Source organism: Pseudomonas pichavaramensis (assembly GCF_050473265.1).
Lineage (GTDB): Bacteria > Pseudomonadota > Gammaproteobacteria > Pseudomonadales > Pseudomonadaceae > Aquipseudomonas.
Genome location: NZ_JBJKFJ010000007.1, coordinates 1 through 14664 on the forward strand (window position 1 = coordinate 1; position 14664 = coordinate 14664).

Below are 14664 nucleotides of genomic sequence, written 5' to 3' on the forward strand. Positions count from 1 at the left end.
ATGCGTATCTGAAGTGAACTACCCAGGGAGCTCTCTACGCGTTCAGTGCTTCAGTGCTTTGGGCTATTCAACCTCGCTTTGCTAAGCGCACAGAGACCGGGATATCCCGGTCTCTGCGTACACAGGCTTCGTCACGAGCAGTCAGCATTGTTGCTGGATATCACTCGGCTAGCTCATGTGAGTAAAGTCATCGCTACCCAGGCGCATTGAGCGGCGCCTGTATTGCCGTTGTGATTACTCGCCAGCGACCTTACTCGTTCTCTTCCTGGCAATACGCTCGACCAGATACTCGGCATCCCGGGCGATCCCGGAAAAACGCCCTGAGCCCCAGGTGTAGAGCCAAGGCAGGCCAAGGAAATAAAGGCCCGGAACCGAGGTCACGCCACGGCTGTGTACCGGATGGCCACGGCCATTGAAGACGCCGGCGTCTACCCAGGAAAAATCCGGGCTGAAACCGATGCACCAGATGATCGTGGTAATGCCTGCTTCATGCAGATTCAGTTGCGTGCTTACCTGCTGCGGATGCCACACAGGTTCATACGCTTCACCAGCAGGTGCGTCTATGCCCTGCTCTGCTATGTAGCCATCGATAGTCGCGTTGATCCGGTTGTAAACCGCATCCGCCGCATCCAGCTTGGCTGCCAGATCACCGCTGAAGTGCAGCGTTTCACCTTCGAGATCCTGCAGCAGCCCAAACAGCTGCATGCCTTCGCTGGCAAATTTGCGCAGGTCTATATCGCGGCCTCCATCGCGGCCGGTGACATAGTGATTGGTGTTGTCGCGCACGCCTTCACGCAGCGGGTGCTGATCGACACCGATGTCGTAATAGCCCATGTCCGCCAGCCAATCGACCACATCTCGGCCCCGGTAAAAGCGTGCGCAGCGTGGTGCGTCGCCAACCGCCAGATAGACCTTGCGGCCTGCCAGGTGAAGGTCTTCGGCGATTTGAGCACCTGATTGCCCTGAGCCCACGACCAGCACGTTGCCAGCGGGCAGCGCTTGCGGGTTTCGATACTGCTCGGAGTGCAGCTGGGTAATGCCCTTGGGCAGGCGCTCGGCCAGCCGCGGGATGATCGGTGAGTGGTATCCACCAGATGCAACGATGACCTGATCGGCAGTGAAATCGCCGGCGCTGGTCTGTACTGCGTAGCCCCCTTGCGGACGCGGGCTGACACGTTGCACGGCAACGCCCTCACGTACAGGCGCATTCACTCTGCGGATGAAACCGTCGAGGTAGTCGATGATTTCTTCACGCTTCATGAAGCCGTGTGGGTCGTTCCCTGCATAGGGATAGCCCGGCAGCGCACACTGCCAGTTGGGAGTGACCAGGCAAAAGGCATCCCAGCGCTGGGTGCGCCAGCTGTGAGTAAGGCTGTGCTTTTCCAGCAGCAGGTGATCGATGCCCTGCTGTTGCAGGTAGTAGCTGGCAGACAACCCGGCCTGCCCGCCACCCACGATGATGACCTGATGATGAGGCACTTGAACGGATTTGAGATGGCCTGGCATGTGGCGCTCCTTTGGCGACTTGTAGTGATGAATGGCGTTGCTAGAACGAGCTCCAGCCGCTGTTTACCTGTCCTGCATGGGCCGTTTGCATGTCGAGAATCTGCACGTTGCCACCGTCGTAACGGCGCGCGTGGTAACGCAGGGCACTCAGCGTGTCCATGGCCGAGCTGCAGTAGAAGCCCTTCACCGCCCTGACCCGCTCCGAAGCTGTGTTCAGGGCGTTCTCGGCGCGCAGGAGGAAGTCCTCCAGGGCATAACTGGTACCGGCATTGAGGTGCTCGTAGATCACCGTCGAGGGTGAGTAACCGGACATTTCCTGGCCATCCGGCCAGCGCAGCTTGAAGTTGACGGCAGGCATTTCAGCGCCCCTCGTGTGTAGTGATTGATTGGGTGAACCCGGTGAATGGAGTCTCGGCCAGGTCCCAGAACGTCAGCGCCTCACTCCCCTGCTCCACTTTCAGGCAGGCGCTGGAGTCGATGCGGCCAACCCTGGCGCACGTCAGCCCCTCCATGGCAAAGGCGATTTGCACATCGCTCCAGGCGTCTTCGGCAAGCGTCATGAGGAAGCCAAAGCTGGGGAATGCCTGCAGCCAGCGCAGCAGCTCCCCATCAGGCGGACGCGGCAGCGCATCGAGTTCCAGCGTGGCCCCGCAGCCAGTTGGTTCGAGCAACATCAACAAGGTGCCCAACAAGCCGGCATTGCTGATGTCCTTGGCGGCGGCCAGCAGGCCGCTTTCGGCAAGACGCGGCAGCACATCGAGCTGGCTGCGTAGCCGCTCGGGCGAGCGCTGTTCGAAAGCCTTCCAGTACGGCACGCCGGGATGCCACTGACCATCCAGGTCGACGACCATCGCCAGCACCTGGCCGGGGGCGACATGCAGGGTGGACAGCAAACGGTGGGCAATCCCCGTGATGGCCACTGCCAGGCCGGCATGCGCATCTGCACTGTGATGGGTGTGTCCGCCCGCCCAAAGCAGGCCGTAGGCCTGGCAGGCGTCATGAATGCCGCGCAATAACGCGTCGGCCTTGCGCTCGTCGTGATGCCAGTAGGCATTGACCACCGCACTTGGCCGCCCGCCCATGGCTGCGATATCGCTGACATTGGCCATGACGGCTGACCAGCCAGCGAACCAGGGAGCGGACTCGACGAACGCTGGCAGCATGCCCTCGATAGCCAGTAACTGGTAATGATCGCCGCAACGAATGGCTGCAGTATCGTCGCCCGGCAGCGCGTATCGCGCGTCGCCCTCTCGCACCTGGCCGGTAAAGCTGTGGGCTGGCCGCTGAATGGCCTGTTTGGCGCGCATCGCCGGCGTTTCATGCAATGCGGCCAGCAACTCGCCCAATTCGCTGGAGCCTGCCCTGCGCAATGCATCAGCCATGGCGCGGCTCCTTGACGGGCAACAGCGAGACCTCGCGTGGCATGAAGGGGTAATGCTGCAGTTGCGCCTGCATCAGCACATGTGGACGCTCGAGCAGCGTTATGTGTTGCAGACTGTCCCAGTGCAAGCCCTGGAAGTAGGCTTCATTGGTCTGTTGTACGGTGGCCAGGAACCTGCGGCAGCCCAGGTCGATGGCGCGAGAGACGGCCTCGTTGACCAGCGCCTTGCCGATCATCCGGTGGCGGCGGTACTCAGGCTCAACGCACAGTCGACCGCCGTACCAAAGCCCTTTTTCCTGTTCATAGATGCGCACGGCGCCGATGACTCGATCAGCCACGCCGCAGTTGTAGGCGACGGCAACGATCGGCAGCGCCTGGAAGTCGTGGGCATCGCGATCCTGAGCGAACAATCCCTGTTCCTCGGCGAAGACTGCCCGGCGCAGCCGGTAATACGCTTCCCGCTCCCAGCGCTCGGTGGCCGGCTTGACCAGCAGATCGCCAGCGAGAAAATCGCGGAAGGTATCGTCGTTCAGGGCAAAGGCATGTACGGACATGATTGTTCTCCCCTACTCATGGCGTTTCAGGGCTGAACAGGCTCCGCACTTGGCGCAACCAGCCTTGTTCTGTTCGGAGTGCAGCTGGTGCCGTCGCAGGCTGGCACCAATGCGTGGGTAGAGGCGCTGCATGAAGGCGTTGTCAGGCTTCGGATGCTGCGCCAGCGGGGTGCCATCGATGGGTACGAATGGCACGACAAAGGGGTACACACCGAGTGCAGCCAGCCGCTCGGCCATGTCGGTGATGGCCTCTTCGCTATCGCCCAACCCCGCCAGGATGTAGGTACTGACCTGACCACGGCCGAAAACCTCGACGGCGGCGGCGAACGCCGAGAAATAACGCTCCAGCGGCACCTGCGCCTTGCCCGGCATGATGTGCTGGCGCACGGTCTCGGTAACCGCTTCCAGGTGCATGCCCAGCGATACCACGCCGCTGTCGTGTAGCCGGCGAAACCAGGCGTCATCATCGGGCGGCTCGCATTGCGCCTGAATCGGCAGGTCGACGGCGGCGGTGACCGCTGCAGCCGACTCGCAGAGAATCGCCGCGCCCCGATCGGACGTCTGCGGTGTGCCGGTGGTCATCACCATGTGTTTGACGCCGTCGAGCTCTACAGCGGCCTTGGCCACTTCGGCGAGTTGGGCCGGGCGCTTGCGCGCTATGGTCTTGCCGCTGGCCAGGGACTGGCCGATGGCACAGAACTGACAGGCCGTGGCTGCGTCGTTCATGCGGATGCAGTGCTGCAGGAGCGTGGTGGCCAGCACGTCATGGCTGTGCAGGGTGGCGATCTTCCAGTAGGGAATCCCCTCGGCCGTGCTTCGCGAATAAAAGTTCGGCACACCCGGAACATGCACTTGCCCGACCTGCTCACCGTCGCGGTAGATCAGCGCAAGTTCGCCCGCACCTTGCGGCCGCACCACATAGGGTGAATCCATCGATGCCTGGTTGAGCATCGGCACCATGGCGGTATGGCCGTCCAGCGATAGCGCCTTGTGATCCGAAGGGCCGGCGCCACCCTTGCGCGACAGGCCGGGGCTGTCGTCTTGCCAGCGCACGCCGTGACACTGCAACTCGCTAAGCAGGTCGAGCGCGGCGATACGTTCAGAGGCAGGCATCTTCGACCTCCTCCACGCCACGTCGGTCGCTAGCGGCGCCGACGCGTTCATGCACATGCGCCGCGGGGGTGCGGTCGATGAGCAGGCTGAGTAGCTCCGGCCGGCTGTAGTGTCCGACCGAATCCATCATGCGTTTACGTTTGTCGATCAGCGCCAGGTCCAGGTCTGCAATCACCTCCCCTTCACCACTGCGCAGCGGCTCGCCCAGCAACTTGCCTTCGGGGCTGACGATGGCGGTGAAGCAACCTCCTGAGATCGGTCCCAACGCACAACCGGTATCGGCCATGATGCGCTGCTGTTGCTCAGGCTCCAGCCATGCGGTGGCGTTGACCACGAAGCACCCGGATTCCAACGCGTGGTGGCGGATGGTGACCTCGATTTGCTCGGCGAAGATGTCGCCCACCAGTGAACCGGGGAACATCGCGGCGTGGATCTGTTCGCCGTCGGCCATCAACGCATAGCGTGCCAGCGGGTTGTAGTGTTCCCAGCAGGCCAGCGAGCCGATGCGGCCGACCTGACTATCCACCGCACGCAAACCGGAGCCATCGCCCTGCCCCCAGACCATGCGCTCATGGTAGGTCGGCGTGATCTTGCGACGATGCTGAATCAAGCGGCCATCTGCGTCGAATAGCAACTGAGCGTTGTAGATCGTGCCGCCATCGCGCTCGTTGATACCGAGCGATACCACCATCCCAGCCTCGCGGCAGGCTTCACCGATGGCGGCAGTGGTCGCAGATGGCACCTGCACCGACTCATCGAGCAGACGCAGGTGTTCCTTGCCCATCATGAACGGTGGCTGCACGAAGGAGAAATAGGGGTAGTAAGGCACCACCGTTTCAGGGAAAACGGCGAATTGCACACCTTCGCGACCAAGTCGCAGGATGGTCTGGACGATTTTTTCCACGGTCCTCTCGCGACTGTAAAGCACGGGCGAGAGCTGCACGGCAGCTGCGCGAACGATGGCCATGTCGGGTTCCTTTTTCGAACGAAGCCCCTCCAGGCGGAGGGGCAAGAGGGATCAGGCAGTCCAGGTATCGATGATCATCGCGCCTTCACGACGCATCAGCAGGCGCAGGTCCATCACGTCCAGCGGATTGATCGCACGAATGCCCTCGATCAGCGCTTTCTCGGTCTGTCCGTACAGGGCCTGCAGGGCGAATCGGCAGGCGTAGACCTCACCGCCCTCTTCGATGAAAGCCTTGATTTGGTTGTTGACCGCCAGGTGCCCCGGGAACGCTTCGCTACCCAGGGTCGGGAAGCCACGCTGTACACCCAGTTGCACGCCCGGTCCGTAGAGCAGCACCTTGGTCTCGAAACCTTTGCGCAGCAGACGCTTGGCCTGCAGCATATTGACCAGACCGATGGAACCCTCGAAGGCAATGGTGTGGAAGGTGATGAGGGCCTTTTCGCCCGGTTCCGCCTTAACGTCCTCGAAGACTTTCTCTTCGTAATTGACCAGGAAGTCGCCGTCCTTGTATTGGGCGATATCGACGCTCGGCATGAGTGCTCTCCTCTTCTGCTTATCTTCACGGTGGAAGTCACCGTGCTTGCGAGGACTAGAGCGAAGGCTGTGCCAAGTTTTCAGAGAGTTTATTTTTTATATTTTTAATCAATGAGTTAGCCATCTGATTCGCTTTTTTGAGATCTATCTGCGCCTGTTCATCGACTACGAAGTCTCGTATAAAAACGAAAGTTCGTAGAGCTGATCACGAGGTTTCGTAGCATGAATCCCAGCGAGCCAGACTATCTCGCGGGGTGGGCCGACATGGCCTACTCGTCACGGCACATGGTGTTCGAGCACTGCAGCGAGGCCATCGTGCAGTTCGACCCGGTGGCCAATCGATTCGTCGACATGAACATCGCGGCCAGCAGGCTGTTCGGCTATGCCCGTCACGAGTTGCTGAACATGACGGTCACCCGTCTGTTCGGCCATCAGTTGCCGGAACTGATCGTATTCACCCAGGCATTGCTGGAGAGCGGCAAGGGCTGGAGCGACGAGTTCAGTTGCACGTACAAGGATGGCGAGCGAATCATGCTGGAGATCTCCGCCACCACCCTGCTACTGAAGGGTGTGCACTACCTGATTCTGGTGCTGCGTGAGCGCAACGAGCAGCGCTACCTGCTTGACCAGGCGCAAACCGAGCGCACCATGCGTGGCGGCCTGCTCGAGTGGCGCAACATTCTCAACCTGTTCCAGGAAACCGAGCGCGACAACCACCTGTTGCTCAGCGCTGTCGGCGACGGCATCTACAGCATCGATAGCGAGGGGCTGGCCACCTACGTCAACCCAGCAGCCGCCCGCATGCTCGGCTGGGAGCCGGACGAGATGATCGGCAAGAACATCCACCGCATTCACCATCACAGCCATGCAGACGGCAGCCACTACCCGGTAGAAGACTGCCCGATCTACAAGGCAGTACACGACGGACTGGTGCATGAAGGCCGGCAGGAAGTGTTCTGGCGCCGAGACGGCAGTATGTTCCCGGTGGAGTTCACCAGTACCCCGGTGATCGCCGACGGTCGTATCGTAGGTTCGGTTGTGGTGTTTCGCGATATCACCGAGCGCATGAGCACCCAGCGGCGTCTGCACGATGCGCTGGAGGAACTGAAGGAGCTCAAGCAGCGCCTGGAGCAGCAGAATGCTTACCTTCAGGAAGAAATTCGCATCGAGCACAGCTATCGCGAGATCGTCGGCCAGAGCGAACCCATTCTGAAGATCGTGCGGCAGATAGACGTGGTCGGCCCCACCGATGCCAGTGTGCTGATCAACGGCGAGTCCGGCACCGGCAAGGAGCTGATTGCCAGAGCCATCCACCAATCGAGCCGGCGCGCCGAGCATCCGCTGATTCGGGTCAACTGCGCGGCGATACCGGCTGATCTGTTCGAGAGCGAATTCTTCGGTCATGTCCGCGGCGCCTTCACCGGCGCCCTGCGCGATCGTGTCGGCCGCTTCGAGCTGGCCGACGGCGGTACGCTGTTTCTCGACGAGGTCGGCGAAATTCCGTTGGAGTTGCAGAGCAAACTGCTACGCGTGTTGCAGGAGGGTCAGTTCGAACGGGTTGGCGAGGAGCGTACGCGGCGCGTCGATGTGCGCATCATCGCGGCGACCAACCGCGACCTGCGCGCCGAGGTAGAAGCCAAACGTTTTCGCGAAGACCTCTATTTCCGCCTCAATGTATTCCCGCTGCAGTCACCTGCACTGCGTGAACGTCGTGAAGACGTGCCCTTGCTGGCCAGCCATTTCATCGAGCAGATTGGCCAACGTCTCAACCTCCCCGGCCGGCGCCTGAGCAATGGCGATATCAACCGCCTGCAAAACTATGCCTGGCCCGGCAACATTCGCGAATTGCAGAACGTTATCGAACGCGCCTTGATCACTTCTAATGGCCCGGAACTGCGCGTTGATTTGCCCAGCCCTCCGGCCATGCCCAGCGACACGAGCAGCCTGGAGAACGTCGCTCAAGGCTGCGCTGGCGTGCTAACCGAGCAGCAGATGCGTGAGTTGGAAATGAATAATCTACGCGCGGCGCTTGCGGCAGCGGCAGGCAGGTTGTTTGGGCCTGGCGGCGCAGCGGAACTGCTTGGCATCAAACCAACGACTCTGGCATCGCGGCTGAAGAAACTGGGGCTTTCCCGCCTGCAGGACTGAAGCAAAAAAAGACCGCACAGGTTGCCCGGTGCGGCCATAAGTTTTCTTAACCAAAAGAGATGAAGCGGAGCCAGAGCGAGGGTATTTGCAGTTGGATCAAATCCCCTCGCCCTCGGAATCTTCATCGCGGCGAAGCCTACTAGTCGTGCCCATGTCATGGCCCATCGAAGTCATTGATAGTGATCATCGATCAGCTTAAATAGTCTATGTGCCAGCATGCTGGTAACTCTAAGCGCGCCGTCTAGGCCGGGCTTTACCTCGATGTGACGCCCGTTAAGAACAGCACACCAACACCGGGAGCCCCCATGAACAAGAAGCACTGTCTCGCGCTGGCCTGCGGCCTCGCGCTTGGCGGGCCGTTGGCGCATGCCAGCAGCCAGTCGCAAGCCAACGGATTCGTCGAAGACGCCAGTCTCAATCTGTTGCTGCGCAACAGCTACTTCAATCGCGATTACAAGGACCGCACCAATGACGCCAAGACCTGGGGTCAGGGCTTCATCGCCACCTTCGAGTCGGGCTTCACTCAAGGTACGGTCGGTTTTGGCGTCGATGCCTTCGGCCTGCTGGGCATCAAGCTCGATAGCGGCCGTGGCCGCAACTACAGCGCGTTCTTCGACACTGATAGCGACGGCCGCCCTCTGGACGATCTGTCGCAGGCAGGAGGTGCCGTCAAACTGCGCATTTCCAACACGGTGATCAAGTACGGCAACCAGTTCCCGTCCCTGCCGGTCCTGGCCCATGACGACAGCCGCCTGCTGCCACAGTCCTTCACTGGCACGCTGGTTACCAGCAACGAAATCGAGGGCCTGGAGCTCAATGCCGGTCGCTTCACCGCTGACAGCCCGATGGGCGATGCCGCGCGCGACCCCAATCGCCTGAAGAGCATCGATGTGCTCGGCGGTAGCTACAGCGTCAGTGACGACCTGAGCGTGGCGCTTTATCACTCCGACCTCGAGGACGTCTACAAGCGCTACTACGCCAACGTCAATTACAACCTGGCGCTGGCGGCCGATCAGGCGTTGAACTTCGACTTCAACATCTATCGCACCAAGTACGACACCGGCTCCGACGCGGCGCTGGATTTCGGTGGCGACGGCGAAGGTGATCGCAACACCATCTGGAGTCTGGCGGCCAAGTACAGTGTTGGCGCACATGCCTTCATCCTGGCGCATCAGCGCAACACTGGCGATGCCGGTTTCGCCTATGACTATGGTGACGGCGGCAGCAGCATCTACCTGGCCAACTCGTACTACTCGGACTTCAACCTGAAGGACGAACGTTCCTGGCAGGCCAGTTACGAGCTGGACTTCGCCGATTACGGCGTGCCGGGCCTGCGTTACAAGTTCGCCTATGTTCGTGGCGACAATATCGACACCGGTACCGACAACAAGGGTACCGAGCGCGAGATCTTCAACCAGGTCAGCTACACCATCCAGAGCGGTGCAGCCAAGGATCTGTCGATGCGTCTGCGTAACTCGATCTATCGTTCCAGCACCGATGTGGGTCCGGACCTCAACGAGATTCGTGCTTTCGTCGAATACCCGCTGAGCATCCTCTGATGCAGCCTGCCCCGGCTGCGGCCGGGGCAGTTCACTGCTCTCGCAGCACCGATGCGAGCAACTTGGCCGATTCCTCTATCGCCTTTTCCTCATAGGGTGCGAACCCCATCACCAGCCCCGCTGGCCGGGCGTGGCTGACCCAGTAGCGCGACAAGGGTATGACGCCTATGCCGGCGTCGTGCAAGCGCTTGCAGGCGTGCACCTCATCCTCGACCTGCAGACGGCAGGCAATGTCCATTCCCGCACGAATTTCCGGCACCTCGATCAGTCCTTGCCAGTGCTTGTGCGCGGCCTCGGCGAAGGCCTCGGCGCGCGACGCGTAAATCTTGCGCATACGCCTGACATGGCGATCAAAATGTCCCTCGTTGATAAAGTCGGCCAGCACCGCCTGCGCCAGGGTATTGCTGTGTCGAGCCATCAATGTGGCTGCGCGGACGAAGCTCAGGCTCAGATGCTCCGGCACGACCAGATAGGCCAGGCGAATCGAGGGGAACAGCAGCTTGCTGAAAGTGCCGGCGAGGATTACCGACTGCTCTGCCCCCGGCATCGAACGCAGGGCCGGGATGGGTTTGGCGACGAAGCGATATTCACTGTCGTAATCATCCTCGAAGATGTAACTCCCCTGCTGCTGCGCCCATTTCAGCAGGGCCAGTCGTCTTGCCGGCGACAACTCACCGCCAAGAGGCGCCTGACGTGATGGCGTGACATAGGCCAGCCTGGCATTGGGCGCGAGGCGTATGGCTTCCTCGACCTTGATTCCGGCGCTGTCCACCGGCACATCCACACGGTTCACACCGGAGATTTCCATCAACTGACGAGCACCGGGGTAACCCGGATCTTCCATCCACACCTGAGCATCGCCGGGCACCAGCAAGCGCAGACAGATATCCAGCCCCTGCTGGACGCTATTGAGCACCAGTACACGCTCGGGTGACACCTGCACACCGCGGGCGATGGACAGGTAACCGGCGATGGCTTCACGAAGCTCCGGCAGCCCGGCGGGGTCGGAGTCGAGCAACATGGACAGACGCGAACTGCGCAGTTGCTGAGTGTGCAACTTGCGCCAGAGGTCGATCGGAAATGCCTGAATGTCGCCACGGTGCGGAAAGAACGGCCTCGCACCTGTAGGCAAGGTGCGCCGGGCAAATATGGGCTCCAGCTGACTCAGTCGGTTCACCCAGGGCGTATCGGGTGCCGTGCGCATCTCTTCTGTCGCGGCGACGACCTTGCGCCGGACATAGCCGGCATTGAGCGTAGGGTCTGGCAGCACTTCGCTGACCCGCGTGCCGCTCCCCGTGCGTGCTTGCAGGTAGCCCTCGGAAAGCAACTGCTGATAGGCAACCTGCACCGTGCCGCGAGCCAGCTTGTAGTAATCGGCCATGAAACGCGTGCTGGGCAGTTTGCTGCCGGCGGGTAGGCGCCCGAGCAGAATCGCACTGCGCAGCGACTCGTATAACCAGCTCTGCAGGCTGACACCCTCATCAGGTGTTCCCAGAGGCAGAAACACGACCTCGGGAGGTGTTTTTCCGGTCGGCATGGCAGCTCCAAAGTGGACCAATAAAGTACGAAGATATTGGATCAATACTATGATCCAAGCCAGCCGCAAAATCACTTCCGTAGTCAGCCAACGACGTTCTTCTCTACGGGAGCTCACGATATGAAACAACAAATTCTGATCATCGGCGCAGGCTTCGGCGGCATGTGGAGCGCGCTCAGCGCCATTCGCCTGCTGGATCAACACCAGCGCCTGGATGTCACCGTCACCCTCCTCGCTCCGCAAGCCGAACTGCGCGTTCGTCCACGCTTTTACGAAACCGATCTGGCCAGCACCGTTGCCCCGCTGGGCCCGCTGTTCGATGCCGTTGGCGTGCAGTTCGTACAGGGCTGCGCGACTCGCATCGATGCGCAAAACCAGAGCGTTTTCTATCGCGCCGCATCGGGGGAGCAGGCTCAGTTGAGCTATGACCGCCTGATTCTGGCTTCCGGTAGCCAAGTTGCTCGTCCACCGCTGGCAGGCATCGACCGTTTTGCTTTCGATGTGGACAGCCTGGAATCGGCACAGAAGCTCGAAACCCATCTGCAAAGCCTGAGTCAGCGTCCATCCAGCCAGGCACGCAATACGGTGGTGGTGGTCGGCGGCGGCTTTACCGGTATCGAGACTGCCACCGAGATGCCCGCACGGCTGCGCGCCATTCTGGGTAATGAGGCCGATGTCCGCGTAATCATCGTCGACATGGGCACGCACGTCGGCAGCGTCATGGGCGAGCAGATCGCCTCGGTCATCGCCGAAGCCAGCGATACCCTGGGCGTGAGCTGGAAGCTGGGCAGCCCGGTGTCGATGGTTGACGAGCATGGTGTACAGCTCGACAACGGCGAGCGAATAGACGCCAGCACAGTCGTCTGGACCGTCGGGGTCAAAGCCTCGCCACTGACGCAACAGATCGATGGCGAGCGTGATGCCAACGGGCGTCTGCATGTCGACCGCAACCTCAAGGTGCTGGGCCAGAGTGCCATCTATGCCACTGGCGATACGGCATACGCAGCCGTGGACGACTTGGGCAATCATGCCCTGATGACCTGTCAGCACGCCATTGCACTGGGCCGTTCCTCAGGCAACAACGCCGCTGCGGATTTGCTCGGAGTCGAGCCGATTCCCTACAGCCAGCCCAAATACGTGACCTGCCTGGACCTGGGGGCCTGGGGCGCCGTGTTTACCGAAGGCTGGGAACGCAAGGTGGTGCTGACCGGCAAGGAAGGAAAGGAGCTCAAGACCCAGATCAACACCCAGTGGATCTATCCGCCGCAGGCCAATCGCGAGATCGCGCTGGCTGCCGCTGACCCGCTGATCCCGGTAGTCGCCTGACCCAACAACTACAACCGGTCTTGGGCGACATCGCCCAAGACCGGCCTAACGACACTATTCGGAGCCGTTCATGACCGACTCTTATACCCCCGACAGCACGCCAGATGCTTGGGCATCGCCCAGTGTCAACCGCTGGCCCCTGTGGTTGGCACCCACGATCGCTGCGTTCTATCCCTATCTGCTCGATGGATTTCATCTGCTGGTGGCTCGCAGCGGCGTTATCGATCTGGCGGCCGCGCTACTCCTGCTGAGCGTTTTCATCGTCCCTGCGCTGGGTTTCTTTTTCGCTTGCAAGGCAAACGGAACCAGCACGCTCGACACCCGTACCCGGCGCCTCGGCCTGCTACTCGTAGCCGCCCCGACGCTGTACTGCTTCGTCGGCGTGAATCTTTACATGCTCGGCAGCCCTGTCAGCGATGGCTGGATATGGACACCCGCCTGGCTGGCACTGGCGTTGCTTGCCGCCTTCCGCCCTGGCACGGGGGCCGCTCCGCGTACCGTCCGTACCAGTCCGGCTTTGCGTGTAGCCCATGGTGTGTCGGGGCTGCTGGTTACGGTCTTCGTGGCCTTCCACCTGTTCAACCACCTGTTCGGCCTGCTCGGTCCTGAGCTGCACGCAGAAGTCATGGACTGGGGGCGCACCGTCTACCGCTCTGCGCTGATCGAACCGCTGCTGGTCGTGGCCCTGCTGTTTCAGGTTACCACCGGGCTGCGCCTGGTCTGGCAATGGAGCGCGGCTCCCGGCGATCTCTATCGTCTGTTCCAACTCGCGTCCGGCGTATTTCTCGCGGTGTTCATTCTCGGGCACCTGAACGCAGTCTTTGTCTTTGCACGTCTGTGGGCGGGTATCGAAACGGATTGGGCATTCGCCACTGGCGCACCAACTGGCCTGATCATGGATCCCTGGAGCATTCGCCTGCTACCGCACTACGCGCTTGGCGTGTTCTTCGTCCTCGCCCACCTGGGATCGGGGCTGCGCATCGTGATGCGTGCTCACGGCGCTTCTGAGAAGGCCGCCAACACGGTCTGGTGGAGCATCGCAGCCGTATCGGCCCTGGTGTCGCTGGCCATCATTCTCGGCATGACTGGGCTGCGGCTGACTTGAGCGGCGTGCAAGCACATTGGCTTGGCCGCCCGTTCTGGACAGGGCGGCCATCGCGGACATCAGAGCTGCGGCATGAAGCTCGCGCGCATCAATGCCATGTAGTCGTCTTCCGAGGTTTCCCGGCGCGCCTTTACCAGAGGTTCGATATCTTCGGTCGCGACATAACGCAGACGATCACTGCCGTCGCTGGCCGCCTGCAGAATGACCTCGGCGACCTGCTCGGACGTCGCGTTCCGCGTCGCGCGAATGGAGGCAAATACCCGCTCGGCACCGGTAACGAAAGCGGCGTAGTCATCCGGCGTCTCGGTAAGGCTGGCTTCGGCGGCGACCCGCTCGGAGAAACGCGTATCGAGCACCCCGCCCGGCTCGACCAACTTGACCCGTATGTTCTGGCTGGCGAGTTCGAATGCGAGGGATTCGGAGAATCCCTCCAAGGCGAATTTGCTGGCGTTGTAGGCGCAGATCATCGGCAGGCCGAATACACCGGCGCCGGAGCTGATATTGATCAGCGTGCCACGCTGACGCTGGCGAAAATGCGGCAGTATGGCTCTGGTCACCTCCATGACGCCGAAGACATTGACGTCGAACTGCTCGCGAATTTTCTCACGCGACAGCGACTCGAACACGCCATAGAGACTGAACCCGGCATTGTTGACCAGCGTGTCGACGGCGCCGAAGCGTTCGATTGCTGCTGCGATCGCCGCCTGGATGCTGGCCTGGTCCTGGACGTCGAGCCTGGTGACCAGCACGTCCTTCAATGCGCTCAGTTCCCTGCCCGCGCTGACATCACGCATGGTCGCCACGACATTCCAGCCAGCCTCGGAAAAACGTCGCGCGCTGTGCAGACCGAAACCACTGGATGCGCCAGTAATCAGTACCGTCTTTTTCATGAGTGCTCACTCCTGCATGGATTCAGCCGCAGGTTAACGGCGCA

At 61.1% G+C, this 14664-nt stretch carries 13 protein-coding genes; 4 read left to right on the plus strand and 9 right to left on the minus strand.

All coding sequences use genetic code 11. The features are described 5' to 3' along the window. Window positions 1–234: 234 nt before the first annotated feature. Genes ACJRW5_RS12785 through ACJRW5_RS12815 form a run of 7 tightly spaced genes read right to left on the minus strand, consistent with a single transcriptional unit; the run spans window position 235 to window position 6055 of the window. A complete protein-coding gene (locus tag ACJRW5_RS12785) occupies window positions 235–1506 on the minus strand; it encodes an MSMEG_0569 family flavin-dependent oxidoreductase (RefSeq protein WP_484570889.1) in 1272 nt (423 codons plus the stop codon). Window positions 1507–1546: 40 nt separating this feature from the next. Then, on the minus strand, window positions 1547–1864 hold the full coding sequence (locus ACJRW5_RS12790) for an MSMEG_0570 family nitrogen starvation response protein (RefSeq protein WP_484570890.1): 318 nt from the start codon (window positions 1862–1864) through the stop codon (window positions 1547–1549). A gap of 1 nt (window position 1865) precedes the next feature. Continuing rightward, window positions 1866–2888 carry a sll0787 family AIR synthase-like protein gene (locus ACJRW5_RS12795; protein WP_484570891.1) on the minus strand — a complete coding sequence of 341 codons (1023 nt, stop codon included), beginning with the start codon at window positions 2886–2888 and terminating at the stop codon, window positions 1866–1868. Next, window positions 2881–3441 (minus strand): MSMEG_0567/Sll0786 family nitrogen starvation N-acetyltransferase, encoded by a 561-nt coding sequence (locus ACJRW5_RS12800; RefSeq protein ID WP_484570892.1) that lies wholly within the window; start codon window positions 3439–3441, stop codon window positions 2881–2883. The genes ACJRW5_RS12795 and ACJRW5_RS12800 overlap by 8 nt, the downstream gene beginning before the upstream one ends. A gap of 12 nt (window positions 3442–3453) precedes the next feature. Then, a complete protein-coding gene (locus ACJRW5_RS12805; protein ID WP_484570893.1) occupies window positions 3454–4554 on the minus strand; it encodes an MSMEG_0568 family radical SAM protein in 1101 nt (366 codons plus the stop codon). After that, window positions 4541–5521, minus strand: coding sequence for a Nit6803 family nitrilase (locus ACJRW5_RS12810; RefSeq protein ID WP_484570894.1), 981 nt, complete (start codon window positions 5519–5521; stop codon window positions 4541–4543). Before ACJRW5_RS12810 ends, ACJRW5_RS12805 begins: the two co-directional genes overlap by 14 nt. Before the next feature lie 51 nt (window positions 5522–5572). Continuing rightward, the gene (locus ACJRW5_RS12815; protein ID WP_484570895.1) at window positions 5573–6055 is read right to left on the minus strand and encodes an MSMEG_0572/Sll0783 family nitrogen starvation response protein; all 483 of its coding nucleotides are present in this window, start codon (window positions 6053–6055) and stop codon (window positions 5573–5575) included. Window positions 6056–6277: 222 nt separating this feature from the next. On the opposite strand from ACJRW5_RS12815, the gene ACJRW5_RS12820 reads away from it, so the two are divergent. Both ACJRW5_RS12820 and ACJRW5_RS12825 read left to right on the plus strand, forming a co-directional pair. Then, window positions 6278–8203 carry a sigma 54-interacting transcriptional regulator gene (locus ACJRW5_RS12820; RefSeq protein ID WP_484570896.1) on the plus strand — a complete coding sequence of 642 codons (1926 nt, stop codon included), beginning with the start codon at window positions 6278–6280 and terminating at the stop codon, window positions 8201–8203. A gap of 305 nt (window positions 8204–8508) precedes the next feature. After that, a complete protein-coding gene (locus ACJRW5_RS12825; protein ID WP_484570897.1) occupies window positions 8509–9762 on the plus strand; it encodes an OprD family porin in 1254 nt (417 codons plus the stop codon). Window positions 9763–9793: 31 nt separating this feature from the next. Here ACJRW5_RS12825 and pdxR read toward each other — a convergent pair whose 3' ends face one another. Then, the gene (pdxR, locus tag ACJRW5_RS12830) at window positions 9794–11299 is read right to left on the minus strand and encodes a MocR-like pyridoxine biosynthesis transcription factor PdxR (protein WP_484570898.1); all 1506 of its coding nucleotides are present in this window, start codon (window positions 11297–11299) and stop codon (window positions 9794–9796) included. 120 nt (window positions 11300–11419) lie between these two features. Here pdxR and ACJRW5_RS12835 point away from each other — a divergent pair, with 120 nt between their 5' ends. Beyond that, entirely contained in the window at window positions 11420–12625 is a 1206-nt protein-coding gene (locus tag ACJRW5_RS12835; RefSeq protein WP_484570899.1) for an NAD(P)/FAD-dependent oxidoreductase, read from the plus strand. A gap of 70 nt (window positions 12626–12695) precedes the next feature. Next, window positions 12696–13730 (plus strand): hypothetical protein, encoded by a 1035-nt coding sequence (locus tag ACJRW5_RS12840; protein WP_484570900.1) that lies wholly within the window; start codon window positions 12696–12698, stop codon window positions 13728–13730. 59 nt (window positions 13731–13789) lie between these two features. On the opposite strand, the gene ACJRW5_RS12845 is transcribed toward ACJRW5_RS12840, so the two are convergent. Beyond that, a complete protein-coding gene (locus tag ACJRW5_RS12845; RefSeq protein WP_484570901.1) occupies window positions 13790–14620 on the minus strand; it encodes an SDR family oxidoreductase in 831 nt (276 codons plus the stop codon). Window positions 14621–14664: the final 44 nt, after the last annotated feature.